General features: G+C 65.0%; 22 protein-coding genes. 10 read left to right on the top strand and 12 right to left on the bottom strand.

From position 1 onward, the window contains the following. Nucleotides 1-6 precede the first annotated feature (6 nt). The 7 genes from Q4E25_RS02785 to Q4E25_RS02755 are packed head-to-tail and all read right to left on the bottom strand — an operon-like array spanning nt 7 to nt 6,291. Nucleotides 7-414: a metal-sulfur cluster assembly factor gene (locus Q4E25_RS02785; protein ID WP_303153797.1), complete on the bottom strand. Its 408-nt coding sequence runs from the start codon at nt 412-414 to the stop codon at nt 7-9. Beyond that, complete coding sequence (gene sufU, locus Q4E25_RS02780) at nt 414-866, bottom strand: Fe-S cluster assembly sulfur transfer protein SufU (RefSeq protein WP_303153795.1); 453 nt, start codon at nt 864-866, stop codon at nt 414-416. The genes Q4E25_RS02785 and sufU overlap by 1 nt, the downstream gene beginning before the upstream one ends. After that, complete coding sequence (locus Q4E25_RS02775; RefSeq protein WP_303153793.1) at nt 863-2,110, bottom strand: cysteine desulfurase; 1,248 nt, start codon at nt 2,108-2,110, stop codon at nt 863-865. Before Q4E25_RS02775 ends, sufU begins: the two co-directional genes overlap by 4 nt. 43 nt (nt 2,111-2,153) lie before the next feature. Continuing rightward, nucleotides 2,154-2,912, bottom strand: coding sequence for a Fe-S cluster assembly ATPase SufC (gene sufC, locus Q4E25_RS02770; RefSeq protein WP_303153791.1), 759 nt, complete (start codon nt 2,910-2,912; stop codon nt 2,154-2,156). 26 nt (nt 2,913-2,938) lie between these two features. Further along, nucleotides 2,939-4,123, bottom strand: coding sequence for a Fe-S cluster assembly protein SufD (sufD, locus tag Q4E25_RS02765; RefSeq protein ID WP_303153789.1), 1,185 nt, complete (start codon nt 4,121-4,123; stop codon nt 2,939-2,941). Then, on the bottom strand, nt 4,124-5,569 hold the full coding sequence (gene sufB, locus Q4E25_RS02760; protein ID WP_303153786.1) for a Fe-S cluster assembly protein SufB: 1,446 nt from the start codon (nt 5,567-5,569) through the stop codon (nt 4,124-4,126). After that, nucleotides 5,566-6,291 carry a metalloregulator ArsR/SmtB family transcription factor gene (locus tag Q4E25_RS02755; RefSeq protein WP_303153784.1) on the bottom strand — a complete coding sequence of 242 codons (726 nt, stop codon included), beginning with the start codon at nt 6,289-6,291 and terminating at the stop codon, nt 5,566-5,568. Before Q4E25_RS02755 ends, sufB begins: the two co-directional genes overlap by 4 nt. Nucleotides 6,292-6,450: 159 nt before the next feature. Here Q4E25_RS02755 and mptB point away from each other — a divergent pair, with 159 nt between their 5' ends. From mptB to Q4E25_RS02730, 5 genes are all read left to right on the top strand, one after another. Next, entirely contained in the window at nt 6,451-8,244 is a 1,794-nt protein-coding gene (mptB, locus tag Q4E25_RS02750; protein WP_303153782.1) for a polyprenol phosphomannose-dependent alpha 1,6 mannosyltransferase MptB, read from the top strand. A 5-nt stretch (nt 8,245-8,249) separates the two neighbouring features. Further along, entirely contained in the window at nt 8,250-9,209 is a 960-nt protein-coding gene (locus Q4E25_RS02745; RefSeq protein ID WP_303153779.1) for an ABC transporter ATP-binding protein, read from the top strand. Nucleotides 9,210-9,230: 21 nt separating this feature from the next. Further along, on the top strand, nt 9,231-9,992 hold the full coding sequence (locus Q4E25_RS02740) for an ABC transporter permease (RefSeq protein ID WP_303153776.1): 762 nt from the start codon (nt 9,231-9,233) through the stop codon (nt 9,990-9,992). Nucleotides 9,993-10,071: 79 nt separating this feature from the next. Then, nucleotides 10,072-11,043, top strand: a complete 972-nt coding sequence (locus Q4E25_RS02735; RefSeq protein WP_303153774.1) for a heme A synthase — start codon at nt 10,072-10,074, stop codon at nt 11,041-11,043. Between the two features lie 114 nt (nt 11,044-11,157). Then, nucleotides 11,158-12,120: a quinone oxidoreductase gene (locus Q4E25_RS02730; protein WP_303153773.1), complete on the top strand. Its 963-nt coding sequence runs from the start codon at nt 11,158-11,160 to the stop codon at nt 12,118-12,120. 141 nt (nt 12,121-12,261) lie between these two features. Here Q4E25_RS02730 and Q4E25_RS02725 read toward each other — a convergent pair whose 3' ends face one another. Continuing rightward, on the bottom strand, nt 12,262-13,206 hold the full coding sequence (locus Q4E25_RS02725; RefSeq protein WP_303153978.1) for a heme o synthase: 945 nt from the start codon (nt 13,204-13,206) through the stop codon (nt 12,262-12,264). 392 nt (nt 13,207-13,598) lie between these two features. Between Q4E25_RS02725 and tkt the strand changes: the two genes are divergently transcribed. The 5 genes from tkt (at nt 13,599) to pgl (ending at nt 20,275) form a co-directional block, all read left to right on the top strand. After that, the gene (tkt, locus tag Q4E25_RS02720; RefSeq protein ID WP_303153977.1) at nt 13,599-15,671 is read left to right on the top strand and encodes a transketolase; all 2,073 of its coding nucleotides are present in this window, start codon (nt 13,599-13,601) and stop codon (nt 15,669-15,671) included. Nucleotides 15,672-15,749: 78 nt separating this feature from the next. Next, nucleotides 15,750-16,835, top strand: coding sequence for a transaldolase (gene tal, locus Q4E25_RS02715; RefSeq protein ID WP_303153770.1), 1,086 nt, complete (start codon nt 15,750-15,752; stop codon nt 16,833-16,835). A 143-nt stretch (nt 16,836-16,978) separates the two neighbouring features. After that, nucleotides 16,979-18,511 carry a glucose-6-phosphate dehydrogenase gene (zwf, locus tag Q4E25_RS02710; protein WP_303153767.1) on the top strand — a complete coding sequence of 511 codons (1,533 nt, stop codon included), beginning with the start codon at nt 16,979-16,981 and terminating at the stop codon, nt 18,509-18,511. 12 nt (nt 18,512-18,523) lie between these two features. After that, nucleotides 18,524-19,465: a glucose-6-phosphate dehydrogenase assembly protein OpcA gene (locus tag Q4E25_RS02705; protein ID WP_303153765.1), complete on the top strand. Its 942-nt coding sequence runs from the start codon at nt 18,524-18,526 to the stop codon at nt 19,463-19,465. Nucleotides 19,466-19,507: 42 nt separating this feature from the next. After that, nucleotides 19,508-20,275, top strand: a complete 768-nt coding sequence (pgl, locus tag Q4E25_RS02700) for a 6-phosphogluconolactonase (RefSeq protein WP_303153763.1) — start codon at nt 19,508-19,510, stop codon at nt 20,273-20,275. A gap of 95 nt (nt 20,276-20,370) precedes the next feature. Here the strand turns inward: pgl and secG are convergent, their stop codons facing one another. The 4 genes from secG to gap all read right to left on the bottom strand — a co-directional run bounded on the left by secG (nt 20,371) and on the right by gap (nt 24,016). Next, a complete protein-coding gene (gene secG / locus Q4E25_RS02695) occupies nt 20,371-20,607 on the bottom strand; it encodes a preprotein translocase subunit SecG (protein WP_303153761.1) in 237 nt (78 codons plus the stop codon). Between the two features lie 156 nt (nt 20,608-20,763). Beyond that, the gene (gene tpiA / locus Q4E25_RS02690; protein ID WP_303153759.1) at nt 20,764-21,543 is read right to left on the bottom strand and encodes a triose-phosphate isomerase; all 780 of its coding nucleotides are present in this window, start codon (nt 21,541-21,543) and stop codon (nt 20,764-20,766) included. A 35-nt stretch (nt 21,544-21,578) separates the two neighbouring features. After that, the gene (gene pgk / locus Q4E25_RS02685; protein ID WP_303153758.1) at nt 21,579-22,796 is read right to left on the bottom strand and encodes a phosphoglycerate kinase; all 1,218 of its coding nucleotides are present in this window, start codon (nt 22,794-22,796) and stop codon (nt 21,579-21,581) included. 212 nt (nt 22,797-23,008) lie between these two features. Continuing rightward, nucleotides 23,009-24,016 carry a type I glyceraldehyde-3-phosphate dehydrogenase gene (gene gap / locus Q4E25_RS02680; protein WP_303153756.1) on the bottom strand — a complete coding sequence of 336 codons (1,008 nt, stop codon included), beginning with the start codon at nt 24,014-24,016 and terminating at the stop codon, nt 23,009-23,011. Nucleotides 24,017-24,112 lie beyond the last annotated feature (96 nt).

Below are 24,112 nucleotides of genomic sequence, written 5' to 3'. Positions count from 1 at the left end.
CGGTGCCTAAACCGCAAACCCCAGGGCCTGGAGCTGCTCGCGGCCCTCCTCGGTGATCATGTTCGGGCCCCACGGCGGCATCCACACCCAGTTGAGCTGGACGGCCTCGGCGAGCTTGTGGCCGACGATGATGTCCTCGACTTGCTCGGCAATGACATCGGTGAGCGGACAGGCCGGCGAGGTCAGGGTCATGTTGAGCACGGCGGTCTCCTTGCCGTCGATCTCCTCCAGCCACAGGTCATAGACCAGGCCGAGGTCGACGACGTTGATGCCCAACTCGGGGTCGATGACATCGCGCATGTACTCGGTGATGTCAAAAGCCTTGGAAATCTGCTCCTCCGTCTGCTCGGGGCGCTCGCCGCCACCGTCGAAGGAGGAGTTGGCGTTCTGGTACGGATCTACGGGATCAGCCATTACTTCTTCTCCATTTCACTCAGCGCCTCCACGGTGGCGGCCTGGAAGGCCTTCCACCCCAGGAGGGCGCACTTAACTCGGGCAGGGAACTTGGCCACACCGGCGAAGGCGACGGCGTCGCCGATGAGTTCGTCATCGCCTTCCACCTCGCCGCGGGAGGTAACCATGGCGTCGAACTCCTCGAGCTTGGCCTTGGCTACGTCGAGGGGCTGGCCGATGATCTCCTCGGCCATCACCGAGGTGGAGGCCTGCGAGATGGAGCAGCCCTCCGCTTCGTAGGAGACATCCTCGACGGTCGTGCCATCCTCGGAGAGCTTGACGCGCAGCGTGAGCTCGTCACCGCAGGAGGGGTTGACGTGGTGGACTTCGGCCTGGCCCTCGCGCAGGCCAGCGTGCTTCGGGTTCTTGTAGTGGTCCAAGATGACGTCTTGGTACATCGCGTCTAGGTTCATGCCTCAACTCCAAAGAATTCGCGGGCGGCCTTGACCGCTTCGATGAGTGCGTCGACTTCTTCTTCCGTGTTGTAGAGGTAGAAGCTGGCGCGTGCGGTGGACTGCACTCCGTAGCCGCGGTGCAGTGGCCACGCGCAGTGGTGGCCGGTGCGGATGGACACACCGCGGGAATCCAGGACTTGGCCCAGATCGTGCGGGTGCACGCCGTCGACCACGAAGGACACCGCTCCACCGCGCTTCTCGGTGCTGGTCGGGCCCACGATCGTCACCCCGGGGATGGACATGAGGCCCTCCAGCGCGCGGGCGGTGAGCTTCTGCTCGTGGGCGTGGATGGCGTCCATGCCCACCTCGCTGAGGAACTTCACCGCTGCGCCCAGGCCCACCACCTGGCTGGTCATCTGTGTGCCGGCCTCAAAGCGAGTGGGCGGGGCGGCGAAGGTGGTCTTTTCCATGGTGACCACCTCGATCATGGAGCCACCCGTCAGGAAGGGCGGCAGCTGCGCCAGCAGCTCTTTCTTGCCGTAGAGCACGCCAACTCCGGTGGGCCCGCACATCTTGTGGCCGGAGAAGGCCGCGAAGTCGACGTCGAGGGCGTGGAAGTCCACGCTCATGTGGGGCACGGACTGGCAGGCATCGAGCACCACCAGCGCGCCTACCGTGCGGGCGCGGGCCACCAGCTCCTCCACTGGGGCGACAGCCCCGGTGACGTTGGACTGGTGGGTGAAGGCCACCACCTTCACGGACTCATCCAGCTCGAGCGAGTCGAGGTCGATGCGCCCGTCCTCCGTCATGGAGTACCACTTGAGCGTAGCGCCGGTGCGCTGGCACAGCTCCTGCCAGGGCACGAGGTTGGCGTGGTGCTCGAGTTCGGTGACCACCACGGTGTCGCCCTCGCCCACGTAGAGCTCGCCTGAGCGTTCGTCACCCAGTGCGTAGGCCACCTCGTTGAGCGCCTCCGTGGCGTTCTTGGTAAACGCGATCTCGTCGCGCTCCGCACCCACGAAGGCCGCGATGGCCTGGCGGGCGGATTCATAGGCCTCGTCGGCTTCCTCGGCGAGCTGGTAGGAGCCGCGGTGCACGGGCGCGTTGGTGCCGAGGACGAACTCCTCCTCCGCCTTCCACACCGGCAGCGGACGCTGCGAGGTAGCACCCGAGTCCAAGTACACCAGCGGCTGGCCGCCGCGCACGGTGCGCTTGAGAATCGGGAACTGCTCCCGCACAGCGCTGACGTCTAGTTCAGGCATAACGTGGATTGCCCTGCCCTTCCTTGATCGTGTGGGTGAATGCTTACTTGATGAACTGGTCGTAGCCGTCGGCCTCGAGCTGATCTGCCAGCTCGGCGCCACCGGTGGTGACGATGTGGCCATCGGCGAAGACGTGGACGTAGTCCGGGACGACGTAGTTCAGGATGCGCTTGTAGTGGGTGATCATGAGGATGCCACCCTTGGTCTCCTCCTGGTAGCGGTTGATGCCCTCGGAGACCACGCGTAGCGCGTCGACGTCCAAACCGGAGTCCGTTTCATCCATGATGGCGAACTTGGGCTTGAGCAGATCCAGCTGCATGACCTCGTGGCGCTTCTTTTCGCCGCCGGAAAAGCCCTCGTTCACGGCTCGGTGGGCGAAGGACTTGTCGATGTCCAGCTTCTCGCGGGCCTCAGTCAGCTCCTTGTTCCACTCGCGCAGCTTCGGAGCCTCGCCACGGATGGCGGTCACGGCGGAGCGCATGAACTGAGCCATCTTCACGCCCGGCACCTCGGTGGGGTACTGCATGGCCAAAAAGAGGCCAGCGCGAGCGCGCTCGTCCACCTCCATCTCCAGGATGTTTTCGCCGTCGAGAAGCACCTCGCCCTGGGTCACCTCGTACTTCGGGTGGCCGGCGATGACGTAAGACAGGGTGGACTTGCCAGAGCCGTTGGGGCCCATGATGGCGTGGGTCTCACCGGAGTTGATGGTCAGGTTGACGCCCTTGAGAATCTCCTTGGGCTCCTCGCCCTCTTCGGTGGGCAGCACCTGTGCGTGGAGGTTCTTAATTTCCAGAGTAGACATAGCTGTATTCCTGCTTTCGGGTGTATTTAGGCGTTAATCTTGGCGAGCTCGTCGATGACGCGGTTCTCCAGGTCCTCACGCAAGGACTCGACCGGCATGCGGTTGATGACCTCGGAGAAGAAACCGCGGATGATGAGGCGGCGTGCCTCGGCCGCCGGGATGCCGCGCGACATGAGGTAGAAGACCTCCAGGTCATCGAAGCGGCCGACGGTGGCTGCGTGGCCCGCGCCGACGATCTCACCGGTCTGGATCTCCAGGTTCGGGATGGCGTCCGCACGAGCGCCGTCGGTGAGAATCAGGTTGTTATTGGTCTCGTAGGTATCCGTATTGGTGGCGTTCTTGCGGATGAGGACGTCACCGACCCAGCAGGTGCGGGCCTCCGGGGCGCGCCCGGTGCTTTGTGCCAGCTCCTCCTCGGTAGCGCCCTGCAGCGCGCCCTTGTAGAAGACGCGGGAGCGGCAGTTGGGCACGTCGTGGTCCACCAGCAGGCGGTTCTCGAAGTACTGGCCGGCATCAGCGAAGTAGACACCGTTCATCTCGGCGTCGGCACCCGGGGCGTTGAAGACCACGCGCGGCACGATGCGCACGATCTCGCCGCCGAAGATTGCTGTGTTGTGCCGCAGCACGGCGTCGCGGCCCATGGAGACGATCTGATGGGACAGGTGCAGGGCGTCGTCGTTCCAGTCGGCGTCGACGATGACGGTGAGCTGTGCGCCGTCGCCCACGATGAACTCGACGTTATCCGCGTGGGTGCCGCTGCCCTCGTACTTCAGTACGACGACGGCCTCCGCGTGGTGGCCCACCTGCACGGATGTAGCGCCGAAGGTGGTCACGCCCTCACCGGCGCCGGTGATGGTGATCTCCACCGGCTCCTCCGGGCGGGCCTCGGCGTCGATGGTGACGATCTGCGCCTCAGGCATGGAGGTCCAGGCCTGGGCCGCCACGCGGTCCGCGGGAGCGCCGGCGGTGCCCAGGCGGTGGTCATCCGGCGCGACGGTCTCGGAGCTCACGCCAGCGGGCGTGGTCACGGAAATCCTCTGTGCGGCTGCCGGGGCGAAGTCACCGGTGTGCAGGCCGCGCAGCTTGCGCAGGGAAATGAAGCGCCAGACCTCGTCCTTGCCGTGCGGTACCGGGAAGTCCTCGACGTTAAAGGAGGTGAACTGATCGCCCTTGGTGACGTCAGCGGGGTTGAATTCGTTGGAGGCTACCACTTAGCCCACCGATCCTTCCATCTGCAGTTCGATTAGGCGGTTGAGCTCGAGGGCGTATTCCATCGGGAGCTCCTTGGCAATCGGCTCGACGAAGCCGCGGACGATCATCGCCATGGCCTCTTCCTCAGCGATGCCGCGGGACATGAGGTAGAACAGCTGCTCCTCAGAAACCTGGGAGACAGTGGCCTCGTGGCCCAGACGCACGTGATCGTTGCGGATGTCGTTGTAGGGGTAGGTATCCGAGCGCGAGTCGTTATCCACCAGCAGCGCGTCGCATTCCACGTTGGCGGTGGAACGCGAGGCATTGGCGTTGACCTGCACCAGACCGCGGTAGGCCGCGCGGCCGCCGTTGCGGGCCACGGACTTGGACACGATGTTGGAGGAGGTGTTCGGTGCCATGTGCACCATCTTGGAGCCGGTGTCCTGCACCTGGCCCTCGCCGGCAAAGGCCAGGGAGAGGACCTCGCCCTTGGCGTGCTCGCCCATGAGCCAGCAGGAGGGGTACTTCATGGTGACCTTGGAGCCGATGTTGCCATCGACCCACTCCATGGTGCCGCCCTCTTCCACCTTGGCGCGCTGGGTCACCAGGTTGTAGACGTTGGTGGACCAGTTCTGGATGGTGGTGTAGCGGCAGCGGCCGCCCTTCTTCACCACGATCTCGATGACACCGGTATGCAGGGAGTCAGAGTTGTAGATCGGCGCCGTGCAGCCCTCGATGTAGTGGACGTAGGCGTCCTCCTCCACAATGATGAGGGTGCGCTCGAACTGGCCCATGTTTTCGGTGTTGATGCGGAAGTAGGCCTGCAGCGGGATGTCCACGTGCACGCCCTTGGGCACGTACACGAAGGAGCCGCCGGACCAGCAGGCGTTGTTGAGGGCGGAGAACTTATTATCGCCGGCTGGGATGACAGTGCCGAAGTACTCCTGGAGTATCTCCGGGTACTCCTGCACGGCGGTGTCGGTGTCGACGAAGATGACGCCCTGGGCCTCCAGGTCATCGCGGATCTTGTGGTAGACCACCTCGGACTCGTACTGCGCGGCCACGCCGGAGACCAGGCGCTTCTTCTCGGCATCCGGGATACCCAGCTTGTCGTAGGTCTCCTTGATGTCGGCTGGCAGATCGTCCCAGGTCTGCGCCTGCTTCTCGGTGGAGCGGACGAAGTACTTGATGTTGTCGAAGTCGATTCCGGAGAGATCCGGGCCCCACTTCGGAACGGGCTTCTTGTTGAAGGTACGCAGTGCCTTGAGGCGAGACTCGAGCATCCATTCCGGCTCGTTCTTCTTCTTGGAGATGTCGCGGACAACGTCCTCGCTCAAACCACGATGTGCGGCCTGGCCGGCTTCGTCGGAATCGCGCCACCCGTATTCGTAGCCACCAATCGAGGAGATGATCTCATCATCGCTCATCTTGGTGTCAAGCCCTGGCGCTGGTTGTGTCTGTGTCAAAGCCCGCTCCTTTCGTGCTTCATGTTTTCAGTGCTCTGACCGTGCCGCGTGTGCGTCACGGCCGTCACGGGGATGTTTGTGGTGCAAATTCCGTGGCCATCGGCAATCGAGGCCAGCGGTTGCACGTGGGTGCCTAACAGTGCGGAGAAGACCTCTTGCTCTGCCTCACACAGTTCGGGGTGCTCGGCGGCTACGTGCGCCACCGGGCAGTGATGCTGACAGATCTGCACTCCCTGACCAGCGCTGGCCACCGTTGCGGCGTAGCCATGCTGGTCCAGGACAGCTGCAAGTTTACCCGCTGCCTCCTCGAGCGTTTCATCCTCAGCGAGCAGCGGCTGCAGATCGCTGAGCATCTTCTCAAAGCGTGCCCGCGCAAAGTTGCGCACGGCCTCCGCGCCGCCCGCGGCGCGCAGTGCCGCTAGTGCGTCGGAAGCCAGCTCGTCATACGCGTGCCCAAACTGGGCGCGCCCCTTGTCCGTGAGGCGAAAATGCTTGGCGGGGCGTCCCCTGCCGGCGCCTGGCTTGGGCCGGACGTGGACAACCTCCGTCAATCCTTCTTCCACCAAGATGTCTAGGTGCCGACGAATGCCAGCGGCCGACAGGCCAAGGCGCTCCCCCACATATGGAGCAGTCACCGGTCCGTCCTTCAAAAGGAGCAGCATGACCTGTCGCCGCGTGTCGCCCTCGATAGAGCGCAACTCTTGAGCTTGCGTCGCCGCCACGTAATGCACCTCCTTTAATCCGTTCGGTCCATAGTGCTACCCCGCCCTGCGCGGAGCGCCTCCCTATTAGACAACACTAGTGTTCCCTAATTCATTCCTAATTTCCACCAGGCCAGCTCATCGGCGCGTCGCCCGGGCGAGCGTCTAAGGTAGACACTCATGAAGAAGCGCACACCACCCACCCGTTCGGGGCGGCTTGCCGACGCCCTCCTGGGTGTCCGCCGCGAGCTTCCCCGTCTGGGTAGCGCGGGCTCGCGCTCTGCCCTTCTCCACCAAGAGGGAAGCGACGACTCCGCTGTCCTCGTCGGCGCCACCACCGCTGAGCGCCGCCGCACCATCGCCCACCTGCGCACGCAGTTCGCGCTGCGTTGGATCGGCACCACCGGAACCTTCCTCATCGCGCTCGGCGCGCTGGGCGCGGGCGCCCTGCCGGTGGCCGGCAATCCCTACGACAACGTGCCCTTCGGCTCACTGATGTCACGGATGCTGCAGTCCTCCTCGGCGCTGGTCATGCTCGGCGTGGGCCTGCTCGTGGTGGCCTGGGTCTTCATGGCGCCCTTTGTCGGCGCGCCCTTGCGCTCCTCCCACCGCAGCGCAGTCAACTCCGCCTACCGCACCAACGTGGTGACGGAAACCCAGATGTGGCGCACGTGGGCCGGCTGGGTGCTGCCCTTGTTAGTGACCAGCCCGATGTTCACCCAAGACATCTATTCTTACCTGGCCAACGGCTCTATCGTGGTCCACGGCATGGATCCCTACTCGGCGGGCCCGGTGCAGCTGCTGGGCACGGAGAATCAGCTCGCACGCTCGGTGCCCTTCATTTGGGCCAATTCCCCGTCGCCTTACGGGCCCGTCGCCCTCGGGCTGGCAGCGATTGTCAGCTGGGTCACGCAGGACTCCATCATGCTCGGTGTCATCGCCCACCGCCTGCTCTCCCTGGCCGGCATCATCGCGGCCGGTTGGGCGATCACGCGCTTGGCGCAGCGCTGCCGCGTATCCCCGGAGGCAGCGCTGTGGCTGGGCATCCTCAACCCGTTGACTACCCTGCACCTCGTGGGCGGCATCCACAACGAATCGATCATGCTGGGCCTCGCTCTGGTGGGCATGGAGTTGGGCCTGCGTGGCGTCGACAAGCTGCGCAGCGCCACTACGCCGTTCGGCGCCGAGGCCAAAGCCGCACCATCCGGCACCGAAGCACGCTCCGCCCACCGCCGCGAGTGGCTCGCCTTTCTGGTGGCCTCGGGCTTTCTCATCTCGTGCGCGGGCATGGTCAAGGTCACCGGGTTTATCGGCTTGGGGTTCGTGGGCATGGCGCTGGCGCGCGTCCTCCACGAGGACCGCGGGCTTTCCACCGCCCGGGCCATCCTGCGCGCCGCCGTAGTGCAGGCGCTGCTGCTCGTTCTCAGCATTGGGCTGGTCACGCTGGTCTCCGGCATCGGTCTGGGGTGGATCTCCGGGCAGGGCGGGGCTGCCACCATCCGCTCCTGGCTGTCCAGTTCCACGGCCGTCGGCGTGGGCGCGGGCTTTCTCGGCATGATGCTGGGGCTCGGGGACCACACCGACGCTATCCTCAACTTCACCCGCGGGGTGGGCGTGACCATCGCCATCGCTTTCATGGCTCGCATGCTGCTGGCCACCTACCGCGGATCCATTCACCCGGTGGGCGGGCTGGGCATTTCCACGCTCGTGCTGGTGATCTTTTTCCCCGTGGTACACCCCTGGTACATCCTGTGGGCCGTGTTGCCGTTGGCCGCCTGGGCCAACCGCCTCATCTTCCGCCTGGCCGTCGTGGTCTACTCCGCGGCCATGAGCTTTTTCGTCCTGCCCCGTGGGTTGGGCCTGCCGCCTTCGACCATCCTGGTCATTTACGTGGCCGCTGCGCTGTCCTTCGCGGTGGTCGCGGGCGTGTGGTGGGTTGCTTTGCGCCGCGCCGGCGTCCATGTCCTAAACTGATCGCCGTGAATGCAACTTTCGATGGAGACGCACGGCCCACGGCGGCCGGGAGTGGAGAGCCCGCCCTGGTTCTCGATTCCGTGGTGAAACGCTACGGCGAGAAGAACGCCGTCGATTCCTTGAGCTTTAGCGTTGCCCGCGGCGAGATGCTCTGCCTGCTCGGGCCCAACGGCGCCGGCAAGACTACGACGATCGAGATGTGCGAAGGCTTTAAGAAGCCCACCTCCGGCAGCATCCGGGTGCTGGGCCTCGACCCGGCCAGCCAACCCGACGCCGTGCGCTCACGCATCGGGATCATGCTGCAGGGCGGCGGCTCCTACTCCGGCATCAAGGTCAAGGAGATGATGGAGCTCAGCGCCTCCTATAACGAGAATCCGCTGGATCCGCAGTGGCTGCTCGACATTCTGGGCCTGCGCGGGGTGGCCAAGAACACCTACCGGCGCCTCTCCGGTGGCCAGCAGCAGCGCCTCTCCCTGGCGCTGGCTATCATCGGCCGGCCCGAATTGGTCTTCCTCGACGAGCCCACCGCCGGCATGGATGCCCAGTCCCGCCTGGCGGTGTGGGATCTGATCCGCGCCCTGCGCCGCGATGGGGTCACCACCATCCTCACCACGCATCTCATGGACGAGGCCGAGGCACTGGCAGACCGCGTCATCATCATGGACCACGGCCGCCTGGTCACCAGCGGCACCACCAAGGAACTCATGGAAACCGCGGACACCCCGCAGCTGCGTTTCGAGACCACCACCGAGGTCGATCTGGCACAACTCAGCGCCCGCGGCGTTTCGGCCGAGGCCATACGCCCGCTGCACTACCGCCTCAAGGCCCCCACCAGCCCGCAGACCATCGCCACGCTGGCCGCCAGCCTGGCCGAGCAAGACATCACCCTGCGAGCCCTGGATACCAGCCACCGCAACCTCGAAGAGCTCTTCCTCGACCTCACCGGCCGGGAAGTACGCAGCTAAGGCACGTGAGGAAGGCAGAACATGACCACCTTTGAACCAGGCACCTTCGCCCCCGCTCCCCGGCGGGCCAGCATCCCCGCCATGCTCAAGGCACAGGGAGCTATCGAGTCCAAGCTCATGCTGCGCCACGGCGAGCAGCAGCTGCTGAGCATCATCATCCCACTGGCCATCCTCGTCGGCGCTGCCAAGCTGGAACATGTCACCGGGCACGGCTTGCACGAGATTTTCCCCATGGTGCTCGCCGTGGCGGCCACCTCGGCGGGCTTTACCGGCCAGGCCATCTCCGTGGCCTTCGATCGCCGCTACGGTGCCCTCAAACGCACGGGCGCTTCGGGCGTGCCGGCCTGGGCGATAGTCATGGGAAAGATCATCGCGGTCTTTTCCATGGTGATCCTCCAGGTCATCGTGCTCGGCGGCGTTGCCGCGCTCATGGGGCTGCGCATCGGCGCGCTGGGCATCGCCGTCACCGCGCTGACACTGCTGCTGGGCGTGACCACCTTTACCGCGCTGGGCCTGCTGCTCGGCGGCACGCTGAGCCCTGAGATCGTGCTCGCGCTGGCGAACCTGCTGTGGTTCCTCCTGCTAGGCGCGGTGGGCTGGGCTATGTTCGCCCAGGGACTCGGCGATAATGGGCTGGTCTCCCTCATCCCCAGCGTGGCCTTGGCCGCCGGCCTCGACTCCGCGCTCGACGGCTCGATGCCCTGGACCGAAATCCTCATCCTCATCGCCTGGGCCGTGGTGGCGTCGGCCGCGGCGGTGCGATGGTTCCGCTTCGACGCCTGATTGTGACTTTTTACTTCCACGGCCCTCGTTCCCCGAGAATATTCGGCCTTTTGACCTGAGAAAGGTAAGCTTTTTAACCGTGAATTCCGGAACTAAAACCTCGCCCGAGACCCCGCGCACCGACGCCGCCGCGGGCCCCACGCTGAAGCCCCAGCGCGTCCTCGCGCTCATCCTGCTCATCTGCCAGGCGGGTATCACCTTCACCGGCGCCATCGTCCGCGTCACCGGCTCAGGCCTGGGCTGCGTGACCTGGCCGCAGTGCCACCCGGGTTCTCTGCTCCCTGAGGCCGGTGCGGCGCCAATGATCCACCAGGCTATCGAGTTTGGTAACCGCCTGCTCACCTTCGTGCTCGTGGCCGCCGCCGCGGCGGTCATGTGGGCGCTTTACAAGGCCGGCCGCCGCTCTGAGCTTAAGACCTACGGCTGGATCAACGTCGCCGGCATCGTTATCCAGGCGCTCATTGGCGCCCTCTCCGTTAAGTTGAAGCTCTCCTGGTGGTCTGTGGCTCTGCACTTCCTGCCGTCGATGATCCTGGTGTGGGTGGCTGCACTGCTCTACATCCGCATCACCGAGTCCGATGAGGACACCCCCACGGTGATGTTCCCCAAGACCATCCGCACCGTCGCCGCCTTGGCCGCCACCGCACTGTCCATCGTGCTCATCACCGGCACCTTCGTCACCGGTTCCGGCACGCACTCCGGCGATGACGGCGTGGGCATGGAGGAACGCCTGGGCATCGACACCTACCAAATGGCCGTGGGCCACGCGGTGTGCATGTACATCTACCTGGCGCTGACCATCACCGTAGTCTTCCTGCTCTACCGCAACCACGCGGCACGGGACACCAAGCGCATCGGCTGGGTGCTCATCGGCTGCATCATCGCCCAGTGGATCATTGGCGTGAGCCAGTACTACCTGCACATCCCGAGCTGGACCGTGCCCTTCCACGTGCTCATGTCCTCGGTAGTGACTACCTACACCGCCTTCTTGTGGGCACAGGGGGTGCGCCGCCTGCCCGCCGCGGAAGCAGCCGTGGCCACAGCCTCCTAGCCCGCCTCCTTGAGGCTTAGACCGCCTCTCCCGCTACGCCCCCGCGTGCCTGTTAGGCAATTTCGGGGGCGTTTGTGCTGCGTCGACCCGGCGTGATTCATTAGCCTGGAAAGCATGCACGCAATCCAGATCACTGAGACCGGAGGGCCTGAGGTCCTCACCTACACCGAGGTTGACTCCCCTGCTCCCACCGAGGAACAGGTGCTTGTCGACGTCCACGTGGCCGGAATCAACTACATCGATACCTATTACCGCGAGGGCATCTATAACGCAGCAACCCCCTTCATCCCGGGCCTGGAGGGCACCGGGCGCGTGGCCTACGATCCGCGCGGGGAGATCGCCGAGGGCACCATGGTGGCCTGGGATCACGCTTTCGGCTCCTACGCCGAGCAGGTCTGCGTGCCGCGTGACCGGCTCGTAGCCGTGCCGGACGAGATCCCCTCCGAGATCGCCGGTTCCATGCTGTTGCAGGGCATGACGGCGCACTACCTCTCCCACGGCGTGTACCGGCTGGGTGAGGGTGCTACCTGCCTCATCACCGCCGGGGCCGGCGGTGTGGGCCAGGCGCTCACTCAGATGGCCAAGGCGCTGGGGGCAACGGTCTACACAGTGGTCTCCACAGACGAGAAGGAGAAGATCTCCTACGCCGCGGGCGCGGATCAGGTCTTCCGCTACAGCGAGGGCCTGGCGGAGCAGGTACGCCGCTTCAACGGCGGCTACGGCGTGGACGTGGTCTACGACGGCGTGGGCAAGGACACCTTCATGGAGTCCCTGGAGGTGGTCCGCCCGCGCGGCACGGTGGCTCTGTTTGGCGCATCCTCCGGCCCCGTTGCCCCGATGGACCCGCAGCTGCTCAACACGCACGGCTCCATTTTCCTCACCCGCCCCTCGCTGGGCGCGTGGACCTCCCAGGAGGGCGAGTTCCAGATGCGCGCCCAAGCGGTGGTGCAGGCCATCGTGGAAGGCGATCTGCGGTTCAACGTCACGGCCGAATACCCGTTGGAGCAGGCCGAGCAGGCCCACCGCGACCTGCACGCCCGCAAGACCACGGGTTCGATCGTGCTCCGCGTGCGCTAGGATTTCCAGCCACGGCTTCCACGATCGCAGCCGGCCGCTGATCGAGCAAGCAATGTGGAGCCAGTGCAAGCAAGGCCCTAAAAACTCACCGATCGCGGACGCTGTTTGGTCTCACGCCACACGGCACCCCAGCGAGCCAGACTAGAACAGGACCGTGGACCAGCCCAGCATGCGGCCAATGGGCTCCCAGCCCACGACGGCGTCGATAGACAGGCCGATGAACAGCACCGAAAGGTAGTTGTTGGAGTAGATAAACAAGCGCATCGGCTTGACCTTGGCGCCGTTCTTTACCCCTTGGTGCAGGCGGATGGCCATCCACAGAAAGACCGCGCCGGAGAGCACCGCGGCCACCAGATAGATCCAGGATGCGGCCGGGATGATGAGGAAGGTCACGATCACCGTGCCCACCGTGTACCACACGATTTGGCGGGTGACCTCCCGCTCAGAGGCGACCACCGGCAGCATGGGCACGCCGGCCTTGCGGTAGTCCTCCTTGTACTTCATGGCAAGCGCCCAGGTGTGTGGCGGGGTCCAGAAGAAGATGATGAGGAAGAGCACGATGGCCTGCCACCAGCGGTCCGGCTGGCTGGGATCAGCGTTGTCGCGGATGACGGCCCAGCCCACCATGGCGGGCATGCAGCCGGCGAGGCCACCCCACACGATGTTCTGCGAGTTCCGCATCTTGAGGAACTTGGTGTAGACCACCACGTAGAAGAAGTTGGTGAGCAGCACGAAGAACGCGGCCAGCCAGGACTTGGCCAGCACGCCCAGCCAGAACACGGACAGCGCCAGCATGATGGTGGCGAAGATGGCCGCGTTGCGGCGCGAGATGGTGGCCCGCACGAGCGGGCGCGCACGGGTGCGCTGCATCTTCTGGTCGATCTCATAGTCGACCACGTTGTTGTAGGTGTGAGCAGCCGCAGCGCCCATCCAGCCACCAAAGATGGTGGAGATGATGAGCCAGAAGTTGCCCGACACCGCCTCGAAGCCTCGCTCTGCTTGGAGCATGGCCGGGATTGCAGCAACGAGGAGGAGCTCAATGATCCTCGGCTTCGTTAGCGCAAAGTAGGCCTTGATGGTCTCCAAGGAAATGCCCTCCAATATCCGGCGCGACACGTTTTCACTGTTTCTTGCTCGGTTTAGGCCCTCGAGCGCGGGGCTTTATTACAGGCGCCTTGTACTTGTCGTTGCCGCTCACGCGAAAGTTCCCGGGGAAATTCATTATGCACATTCACAGTCGGGAGATGTGCCGGGTACATCCGGTGAGAGCACACGACGCTAACCATGCCAGCCTACCGGTTCGGTGCCAGTTTCAATAATCCGAGAAATTGGCCCGACTTTGCCCGAACTTTGCTCCGGCTTTGCGCCGCCGCCCATTCAAAAACCTCTAGACTGAGGAGAGTCTATGTACATAACCGCTAAGCGAAATGAGGCTTTTCATCGTGTCACAAGATAAGTTGTCGCCGGAACTGCAGGCCATGGTCCAGCGCCGCTACCCGGAGGACTGGAGTGACCTCGATACCCGCGCCGTGGACACCATTCGTGTGCTGGCTGCCGACGCCGTCCAGAACTGCGGCTCCGGCCACCCGGGTACTGCGATGTCACTCGCCCCGCTGGCGTACACCCTGTACCAGCGCGTCATCAACCACGACCCGAGCGACGTCAGCTGGGCTGGCCGCGACCGCTTCGTGCTCTCCGTGGGCCACTCCTCGCTGACCCAGTACATCCAGCTCTTCCTCGGCGGCTTCGGCCTCGAGATGGAGGATCTCAAGGCGCTGCGCACCTGGGGCTCCAAGACCCCGGGCCACCCGGAGGTGCACCACACTGACGGCGTGGAGATCACCACCGGCCCACTGGGCCAGGGCTTGGCCTCCTCCGTGGGCATGGCCATGGCCGCCCGCAAGGAGCGCGGCCTCTTCGATCCCGAGGCCGCTGCCGGCGAGTCCCCCTTCGATCACTTCGTCTACGTCATCGCCTCCGACGGCGACCTGCAAGAGGGCGTCACCGCCGAGGCCTCCTCCCTGGCTGGAACCCAGAAGCTGGGCAACCTCATCGTCTTTTGGGATGACAACCGCATCTCCATCGAGGACGACACCAACATCGCCTTCAACGAGGACGTCGTGGCCCGCTACGAGGCCTACGGCTGGCACGTCCAGACCGTCGAGTCCGGCGAGGACGTCGTGGCCATCGAGGAGGCCGCCGCTGCCGCCCGCGCCGTCACCGACCGCCCCTCCTTCATCCGTGTCAAGACCGTCATCGGCTACCCCGCACCGAACAAGATGAACACCGGCGGCGTGCACGGTGCCGCACTGGGTGAAGAGGAGGTCGCCGCCACCAAGGAGGTGCTCGGCTTCGACCCGCAGCAGCACTTCTACATCGACGAGGACGTCCTGGCTCACACCCGCCAGCTGCGCGAGCGCGGTGCCGCCAAGCACGCCCAGTGGCAGGAAAAGTTCGACGCCTGGGCTCAGGCGAACCCCGAGGCCAAGGCCCTCTTCGATCGCATGCAGGCCCGCGAGCTGCCGGCTGACTTCGCCGCCGAGCTGCCCACCTGGGAGGCCGGCGAGTCCCTGGCCACCCGCAAGGCCTCCGAGGCCACTATCCAGGCCCTAGCGAAGTCCCTGCCGGAGATGTGGGGCGGCTCCGCCGACCTGGCCGGGTCCAACAACACCGTGATCAAGGGCGCTGATTCCTTCGGCCCGGAGTCCATTACCACCGATACTTGGACTACCCAGCCCTACGGCCGCAACCTGCACTTCGGCATCCGTGAGCACGCCATGTCCGCCATCATGAACGGCATCGCGCTGCACGGTAACACCCGCGTGTACGGCGGCACCTTCCTTATCTTCTCCGAGTACCAGTACCCCGCCGTGCGCCTGGGTGCTCTCATGTCCACTGACACCTACTACGTCTGGACCCACGATTCCATCGGCTTGGGCGAGGACGGCCCCACCCACCAACCCGTGGAGACCCTGGCCGCGCTGCGCGCCATCCCGAATCTCTCGGTGATTCGCCCGGCCGATGCCAACGAGACCGCCCAGGCCTGGGCCGCGGCCATGGAGTACAAGGCCGCCCCGAAGGGCCTGGCCCTGTCCCGCCAGAACCTGCCCGTGCTCGAGGGCACCAAGGAAAAGGCCGCCGAGGGCGTGCGCCGCGGCGCCTACACCCTGGTGGAGTCCTCCGCCGAGACCCCAGACGTTATCCTGCTGGCCACCGGCTCTGAGGTGCAGCTGGCCGTCGAGGCCGCTAAGCAGCTCGAGGCCGAGGGCACCGCGACCCGCGTGGTCTCCGCCCCCTGCCTCGAGTGGTTCGACGAGCAAGACGAGGACTACCGCGAGTCCGTCCTGCCCCGCGAGGTCCGCGCCCGCGTGTCCGTCGAGGCAGCCCTGGCCATGCCGTGGCACAAGTACACCGGTTCCTTTGGCCGCAACGTTTCCCTGGAGCACTTCGGCGCCTCTGCCCCGGCCGGCGAGCTCTTTGAGAAGTTCGGCCTCACCGCCGAGGCCGTCGTGGCCGCCGCCAAGGAGTCCCTGGCTGAGGCCGCCAAGTAGCGCCCACGATTCAATTGCTCAACCCGATTTACTCCATGTGAGAAATCCGATTCACTCAACGTGAGAAAGGACCGCGCAGTGACCTACATCGACGATCTCGCAGCGCTGGGTACCTCTACCTGGCTCGATGATCTCTCCCGCGATCGCCTCGACTCCGGCAACCTGGAGTCCATCATCTCTTCCAAGTCCATCGTGGGTGTCACCACCAACCCGGCCATCTTCGCCGCGGCCATGTCCCAGGGCAGCGCCTACGACTCCGACATTGCCACCCTCAAGGAACAGGGCGCCAGCGCCGATAAGGCTGTCTACGCCCTCGCCGTGGACGACGTGCGCCGCGCCTGTGATCTCTTCGCCGACATCTACAAGTCCACCGGCGGTGTGGACGGCCGCGTCTCCATCGAGGTGGACCCGCGCATTTCCGACGACGCTGCAGCCACCATCGCCCAGGCCCGCGAGCTGTGGGCCACGGTGGACCGTCCCAACCTCATGATCAAGATCCCGGCAACGGACGGCTCTCTGCCCGCCATTAGCGACGCCCTCGCGGAAGGAATTTCCGTCAACGTCACCCTGATCTTCTCCGTCGAGCGCTACAAGCAGGTCATCGACGCCTTCGTCGAGGGCATCACCCGCGCGGCGCAGGCGGGCAAGGATGTCTCCGCCATTCACTCGGTGGCCTCCTTCTTCGTCTCCCGCCTCGACACCGAGGTGGACAAGCGCCTGGAGGCCATCGGCACCGAGGAGGCTTTGGCTCTGCGCGGCAAGGCCGGGGTGGCCAACGCCCAGCTGGCCTACGCTCTTTTCACCTCTGAGCTGGCCGCCAACTCCGAGCTGCCGGAGGGCACCAACCTGCAGCGCCCGCTGTGGGCCTCGACGGGCGTGAAGAACCCGGAGTACCCTGCCACCCTCTACGTCTCCGAGCTGGCCGGCCCTAACACGGTCAACACGATGCCGGAAAAGACCCTGGACGCCGTTCTCGAGCAGGGTAACCTGCACGGCGATACGCTCAGCGGCTCCGCCGCGCAGGCCCAGCAGGTCATGGACGAGATCGCGGCGGTGGGCATCGACTTCGCCGACGTGTTCGCGGTGCTGGAGAAGGAGGGCGTCGACAAGTTCGTCGCCGCCTGGGAGGAGCTGCTGGAGTCCATGGGCTCCCGCCTCGCCTAAAGGTCTCCGCACAGGTTGTTCACTTCCGAGCATCCTTCCTTGCGTCCCATGCGGCGCCCCATGCGCCCCTCCGAGTAACCGCGGAGGGGCGCATGTCGCTAGAATGAGCGGCTGGACAATCTGAACATGGGAAAGGACACGTCGTGAGCGATTCGAGCGTTTGGCACAACCCGCTGCGCAACGCCAAGGACAAGCGCCTCCCGCGCATCGCTGGGCCTTCCGGAATGGTCATCTTTGGCGTCACCGGCGATCTCGCGCGCAAGAAGCTGCTTCCGGCCATCTACGATCTGGCCAACCGCGGCCTTCTGCCCGCCGGCTTTACGCTCGTTGGCTACGGCCGCCGTGACTGGGATAAGCAGGCCTTCTGCGACTACGTCAAGGAGGCCGTCCAGGCCGGGGCCCGCACGCGCTTTAACGACGCCGTCTGGGAGCACCTCTCCAAGGGCATCGAGTTCGTTCGCGGCTCCTTCGACGACGAGGGCTTCGACGGCCTCTCCGCCCGCCTAGAGGAGCTCGACGCAGCCCGCGGCACCGGCGGAAACTGGGCCTTCTACCTCTCGGTGCCGCCGGAGTTCTTCTCCTCCATCTGCCACCAGCTCGAGCGCGTGGGCATGGCGGACAGCGCCGAGGATGCCTGGCGCCGCGTGATCATCGAGAAGCCCTTCGGCCACGATCAAGCCTCCGCCCGCGAGCTCAACAGCATCGTCAACGCCGTCTTCCCGGAGTCCGATGTCTTCCGCATCGACCACTATCTGGGCAAGGAGACGGTGCAAAACATCATGGCACTGCGCTTTGCCAACCAGATCTTCGAGCCGATGTGGAACTCCCACTACATCGACCACGTGCAGATCACCATGGCGGAGGATATCGGACTGGGCGGGCGCGCTGGCTACTACGATGGCATCGGCGCGGCCCGCGACGTCATCCAGAACCACTTGCTGCAGCTGCTCGCGCTGGTGGCCATGGAGGAACCCTCCTCCTTCGAGCCCGCCGCGCTGCAGGCGGAGAAGATCAAGGTGCTGCGCGCCACCCACCCGGTCCACCCGCTCAACAAGACCACCGCCCGCGGCCAGTACTCCAGTGGCTGGCAGGGATCAGAGTGGGTCAAGGGCCTGCGTGAGGAGGAAGGCTTTGATCCCAACTCCAACACCGAGACCTACGCGGCCTGCACCCTGGAGGTCAACTCGCGCCGCTGGGCGGGCGTTCCCTTCTATCTGCGCACCGGCAAGCGCCTAGGCCGCCGCGTCACGGAGATCGCCCTGGTGTTCAAGCCCGCGCCGCACCAGCCCTTCGACAACGATCAGGCCGCGGCCCTGGGCCAGAACGCGGTGGTCATCCGCGTCCAGCCGGATGAAGGCGTGACCATGCGCTTCGGCTCCAAGGTGCCCGGCTCCACCATGGAGGTCCGCGACGTCAATATGGACTTCGCCTACGCCGAGGCCTTCACCGAGGAGTCCCCGGAGGCCTACGAGCGCCTCATCCTCGACGCCCTGCTGGACGAGTCCTCCCTCTTCCCCACCAACGAAGAAGTGGAGCTGTCCTGGTCCATCCTCGATCCCATCATCGAGTACTGGGCCAGCGCCGGCCAGCCGGAGCAATACCCCGCCGGAACCTGGGGCCCAGAATCTGCCAACACCATGCTGCGCCGCCGGGGCCACGCCTGGCGCCGGCCGTAGGAGGAACACCGCATGATCATCCCTTTGCCTGATACCACCACGCGCAAGATTGCTAAGAAGCTGGTGGAGATGCAGGAGCACTACACCCTGACCACCGGCCGCGTGCTCACGCTCATCGTCGTGGCCTATAAGGAGGACAACCTCGAGTCCATCCTCAGCTCGGTGCGCGACGCCTCCCACGAGCACCCCTCGCGCGTGCTGCTCGTTGTCTCCGGCGACGAGACCGCGCCCACCTCCCTCGACGCCGAGCTGCGCGTGGGCGGCGAGGCCGGCGCCTCGGAGATCGTCGTCATGCAGCTCCACGGCGCCCTAGCCGACCAAGCGGAAGCCGTAGTCACCCCGCTGCTGCTTCCGGATACCCCGCTGGTAGCGTGGTGGCCCACCGCTGGGCCTGAGTCCCCCGCCGCGGATCCCATCGGCGCGCTGGCGCAGCGCCGCATCACCAACGTGGCTTATGGTACGGGCGCGAACCAATTCGATCTGCGCCTGCTCTCCCAGGGCTACACCCCGGGGGATTCCGACATGTCCTGGGGCGCCATCACCCTGTGGCGCGGCATCGTCGCCTCCGCCCTGGACCGCCACCCGCACGAGGAGGTCACCTCTGTGGAGCTGCTCGGAGCCTCTTGCCACCCGGCGGTGGACTTCGCAGCGGGCTGGCTTGCCGACGCCCTCTCCGTACCCGTCTCCCGCTCCTCTGACGGCCCCCGCGAGGGCGAGCGCTCCAACCTTTTCCCTATCACCCGCCTGCGCTTCAACCGCCCCACCGCCCCCGTTGAGGTGGAGGTCGTGGATTCCAGCACCGTGCGGGTGAGCATGCCGGGCGCGCCGGAATCTCTGGTCAACCTCACCGTTCGCTCCCAGGCCGAGGTCCTCTCCGAGGAGCTGCGCCACCTCGACGCCGACAAGACATACGCCCACGCTCTGCGCGCCCTGGCGCGCGTGGACTACAGTTAATCAAATCATCCTGTTTCTACCCGCGAAGGACTTCTGCACACCATGGTTACTCTTCACCGCGTCAGCGATGTAGATGAGCTCATATCCGCCGCCGCCCTACAATTCATTGATACCGTTACCGCTATTCAGGCCCCGGGCGGCGGCCTGCATGGTGACGGTGTTGCCCGCATCGTTCTTACCGGCGGCGGCGCGGGTATCGGAGTCCTTCGTGAGCTGGCCCGCCTGGACCAGGCCGCGCGCGAGCAGGGTCCGGATTTCCCAGCGCTGGCCATCGACTGGACCCGTGTGCACGTTTTCTTTGGCGATGAGCGCAACGTACCGGTGTCTGACCCCGAGTCCAACGAGGGGCAGGCTCGCCACGCGCTGCTGGGCCCGGTGGGCGTTCCGGAGCAGCACATTCACGGCTACGATCTCGGCGCTGTGTCCATGGAGCACGCCGCGATGGCCTACAGCGGCGAGATCCAGGACTTCGCCCCCAAGGGCTTTGATCTTCACCTGCTGGGCATGGGCGGCGAGGGCCACATCAACTCGCTTTTCCCCCACACCCCGGCCGTGCTGGAGACAGAGGAGCTCGTCGTCGCCGTCGATGACTCTCCGAAGCCCCCGGCCGAGCGCGTCTCGCTGACCCTGCCGGCCGTGAACCGTTCGCAGCGTGTGTGGTTCCTCGTGGCCGGCGAGGAAAAGGCCGAGGCCGCTGCGCACCTCGTGGCCGGCTCCCCCGCCGTGGAGTGGCCCGCCGCCGGCGCGCACGGCGCTGAGGAGACCATCCTTTTCCTGGCTGAGGACGCCGCCAGCGAACTGCCCAGCTAGGTGGCCCCTCGAACGAAGCGTAGCGAAACGAAGCCGCGCCCCGCGTCCACATGGACGTCCGGGGCGCGGCTTCCTTTCTGGCGCTAGCGCGCTTCCTAGGCCGCGAAGGCCTGGATGAGGTTGAGCGCCACGATGCAGGCCAGCCAGATGATCACCATGACGATGGTGTAGCGGTCCAGGTTCTTCTCCACCACGGTCGAACCAGAGAGATTGGACTGGACGCCGCCGCCGAAGAGGCTGGACAGGCCGCCGCCCTTGCCCTTGTGCAGAAGCACGAAGATGGACATCAAGAGGGCAGAAATCACCAGGATGATTTGCAGTGCCAAAACCATGAATTAATTCCTTGTTCGATCTCGTTCGATGCAGAGCATGCGGTAGTTGGCATCTTTCACCAACGGTACGTATTTAGCTCTTGACCATGCTACACCATACGGCGAGACGCACTGGCGTGCGCCCCGCTGTTGCGGCGTGATGAGTCAGCGCGCGTGCTAGGCCACCGTGGAGGCGTTAGCCACCAGCTTGGCAAAGTCCTCGCCCACCAGCGACGCGCCGCCAACGAGGCCGCCGTCCACGTCCGGCTTCTCCACGATCTCAGCAACGGAATCGATCTTCACCGAGCCGCCGTACAGGATGCGGATGGACTCTGCTACCTCGTCGCCAGCCAGCTCGCGCACGAGGGCGCGAATGGCAGCGCAGACTTCCTGGGCGTCGTCAGCGGAGGCCACCTTACCGGTGCCGATTGCCCACACGGGCTCGTAGGCGATGACGGTCTTCGAGAGATCCTCGGCGGAGAGGCCAGCCAGGGAGTTGCGGGTTTGGGTCACCACGTAGTCCACGTGGGTGCCCTTCTCGCGGACCTCGAGCGGCTCGCCCACGCAGACGATGGGGCTGATGCCGTTGGCCAGCGCAGCTGCGGCCTTCTCTGCCACGAGCTGATCGGTCTCGCCGTGGTACTCGCGGCGCTCGGAGTGGCCCACGACCGCCCAGCTGCAGCCGAGGGACTTGAGCATCTGGCCGGAGACCTCACCGGTGTAGGCACCCGACTCGTGCTTGGACACATCCTGCGCGCCGTAGGTGAACTTGAGATCGTCGCCGTCGACCAGCGTCTGCACCGTGCGAATGTCGGTGAAGGGGACGATGAACGCGACGTCGACCTTCTCGTAGTAGTCCTTCGGCAGTGCGAAGTCGAACTTCTGCAGGGTGACGATTGCTTCCTTGTGATCGTGGTTCATCTTCCAGTTACCAGCGATCAGCGGGGTACGTGCCATGGGTACGTCCTTTCTGTCCTATATAGAGGGGAAATTTACGCTTCGAGAACCTTGACGCCCGGCAGCTCCTTGCCCTCGAGGTACTCGAGGGAAGCGCCGCCGCCGGTGGAGATGTGGGAGAAACCCTCCTCATCCAGGCCCAGCAGGCGCACGGAGGCAGCGGAATCGCCGCCGCCGACCACGGTGAAGGAGCCGTTGTTGGCGGTGGCATCGATGATGGCCTGCGCCACGCCAGCGGTGCCCTTGGAGAAGGCCTCCATCTCGAACACACCCATCGGGCCGTTCCAGAAGACGGTCTTGGAGGAGGCGATGATCTCGGAGAACTTCTTGACGGACTCCGGTCCGATGTCCAGGGAGAGCCAGCCCTCCGGGATGCCGTCGAGCGCAACGACCTTGTTCTCGGCGTCGGCAGCGAATTCGGTGGCGGCCACGAGATCGACCGGCAGGACGATCTTGTCACCGAAGCGCTTCAAGAGGTCCTTGCAGTTATCGATCTGATCCTCCTGCAGCAGGGACTTTTGGACGTTAAAGCCTTGGGAAGCCAGCAGCGTGTAGCACATGCCGCCGCCGATGATGACCTTGTCTGCCTTGCCTGCCAGGGCCTCGATAACACCCAGCTTGTCGGAGACCTTGGCGCCGCCGAGGACCACAACGTAGGGGTGCTCGGGCTTCTCGGCCACGGCGGCCAGCGTCTCTACTTCCTTCTGCACCAGCGTGCCGGCGTAGGCGGGCAGACGCTTGGCGACGTCGTACACGGAAGCCTGAGCGCGGTGGACCACGCCGAAGCCGTCGGAAACGAAGGCGCCGTTGTCAGCGGCGAGGGCAGCGAGTTCGTCAGCAAAAGCGGCGCGCTCGGCCTCGTCCTTGGAGGTCTCGCGCGGATCGAAGCGCACGTTCTCCAGGAGCATGACGTCGCCCTCGTTGAGGCCGTTGGCGCGCTCGTGGGCGTCCTCACCGGTGACGTCGCCTGCCAGGGCAACGTACTGGCCAAGCGCCTCGGAGAGGGCCTCGGCGACAGGTGCCAGGGAGTACTTGGGGTTGACCTCGCCCTTCGGGCGGCCCAGGTGCGCGGAGAGGATGACCTTAGCGCCGCCCTCGACGAGTGCCTTGATGGTGGGCAGCGACGCGGTGATGCGGCCCGGGTCAGTGATGTTGCCTTCCTCATCCAGCGGGACGTTGAAGTCGGAGCGAACGAGGACGTGGCGGCCTTCGACGCCTTCGGCGAGCAGGTCATTCAAAGTCTTGAAAGCCATGGACATCTCCTTTGTTAAGAAAATCTAGGGCTAGAAAATTATGGTCAGGGCGTGCTAGCGCACAATCTGTTTGGGCACAATGCCTGTTGGGGCACAGTGTGGCGGAGCACCGCGCGCAGCCTACAAAAAGAATACCGGCCCCACGCCGCCCCGTGGGGCTGTGGCGTGTGGGCCGGAACACTTAAACGCTGTGCATCACGATGCGCGCGAGTTTAGAGCTTGGAGGCGACCAGTAGGGTGGTGCGGACGAGCTGGTTGGTGTAGCCCCACTCGTTGTCGTACCAACCCAGGACCTTGACCAGGTTGCCGTTGGAGACCTTGGTCATGCCGGCGTCGAAGATGCAGCCGTGCGGGTCGGTGATGATGTCGGTGGAGACGATCGGGTCCTCGGTGTAGGCGAGGGTGTCACCAAACTCGCCGGTGGCGGCTTCCTTGATGGCGGCGTTGATCTCCTCAACGGTGACGTCGCGGGAAGCAGTGAAGGTCAGGTCGGTGGCGGAACCAGTGATGGTCGGAACGCGCATTGCGTAGCCATCCAGCTTGCCCTCGAGCTCCGGCAGAACCAGGGACACGGCCTTGGCTGCACCGGTGGAGGTCGGAACCATGTTGACGGCAGCGGCGCGGGCGCGGCGCAGATCGCGGTGCGGGGCGTCCTGCAGGCGCTGGTCACCGGTGTAGGCGTGGATGGTGGTCATCAGGCCCTTTTCGATGCCGAACTTCTCGTGCAGCACCTTGGCCATCGGGGCCAGGCAGTTGGTGGTGCAGGAAGCGGCGGAGATGACGTTGTGCTTCTCGGCGTCGTACTCATCGGAGTTCACGCCGTAGACGAAGGTGGCGTCAACGTTCTTGCCCGGGGCAGAGATAATGACCTTCTTGGCGCCGCCCTCGATGTGGGCCTTGGCTGCCTCACCGTCGGTGAAGCGGCCGGTGGACTCGATGACGATGTCGACATCGTGCTTGGACCACGGAAGATTCTTCGGGTCAGCCTCTTCGTAGACGGCGATGCGGTGACCGTTGACGGTGAGGGACTCCTCGTCATAGGTGATTTCGCCGTCAAAGCGGCCGAGGACGGAATCGTACTTGAGCAGGTTGGCCAGGGTGCCGTTATCGGTCAAGTCGTTGACTGCGACGACCTCGAGGTCGGAGTCGCCCTGCGCGACAGCGCGGAAGAAGTTGCGGCCGATGCGGCCAAAGCCGTTGATACCTACGCGAATGGTCATCGATGTTCTCCTTAAAAATCGACTTAAGATTGTGGTCGAATTCCCAACACCGCCGATAGTACCGCCACTTAACACACCTCGCAGCGGGAGAAAATA

Origin of the sequence: Corynebacterium sp. (assembly GCF_030532325.1) — a bacterium.
GTDB lineage: Bacteria > Actinomycetota > Actinomycetes > Mycobacteriales > Mycobacteriaceae > Corynebacterium.
This window is presented reverse-complemented; position numbering and strand designations above follow the sequence as displayed.

Coding starts and splice junctions, on each gene's coding strand:
- Q4E25_RS02785 (WP_303153797.1), bottom strand. CDS start 414: ATGGCTGATCCCGTAGATCCGTACCAGAACGCCAACTCCTCCTTCGAC.
- sufU (WP_303153795.1), bottom strand. CDS start 866: ATGAACCTAGACGCGATGTACCAAGACGTCATCTTGGACCACTACAAG.
- Q4E25_RS02775 (WP_303153793.1), bottom strand. CDS start 2,110: ATGCCTGAACTAGACGTCAGCGCTGTGCGGGAGCAGTTCCCGATTCTC.
- sufC (WP_303153791.1), bottom strand. CDS start 2,912: ATGTCTACTCTGGAAATTAAGAACCTCCACGCACAGGTGCTGCCCACC.
- mptB (WP_303153782.1), top strand. CDS start 6,451: ATGAAGAAGCGCACACCACCCACCCGTTCGGGGCGGCTTGCCGACGCC.
- Q4E25_RS02740 (WP_303153776.1), top strand. CDS start 9,231: ATGACCACCTTTGAACCAGGCACCTTCGCCCCCGCTCCCCGGCGGGCC.
- Q4E25_RS02730 (WP_303153773.1), top strand. CDS start 11,158: ATGCACGCAATCCAGATCACTGAGACCGGAGGGCCTGAGGTCCTCACC.
- tkt (WP_303153977.1), top strand. CDS start 13,599: ATGGTCCAGCGCCGCTACCCGGAGGACTGGAGTGACCTCGATACCCGC.
- Q4E25_RS02705 (WP_303153765.1), top strand. CDS start 18,524: ATGATCATCCCTTTGCCTGATACCACCACGCGCAAGATTGCTAAGAAG.
- pgl (WP_303153763.1), top strand. CDS start 19,508: ATGGTTACTCTTCACCGCGTCAGCGATGTAGATGAGCTCATATCCGCC.
- secG (WP_303153761.1), bottom strand. CDS start 20,607: ATGGTTTTGGCACTGCAAATCATCCTGGTGATTTCTGCCCTCTTGATG.
- tpiA (WP_303153759.1), bottom strand. CDS start 21,543: ATGGCACGTACCCCGCTGATCGCTGGTAACTGGAAGATGAACCACGAT.
- pgk (WP_303153758.1), bottom strand. CDS start 22,796: ATGGCTTTCAAGACTTTGAATGACCTGCTCGCCGAAGGCGTCGAAGGC.
- gap (WP_303153756.1), bottom strand. CDS start 24,016: ATGACCATTCGCGTAGGTATCAACGGCTTTGGCCGCATCGGCCGCAAC.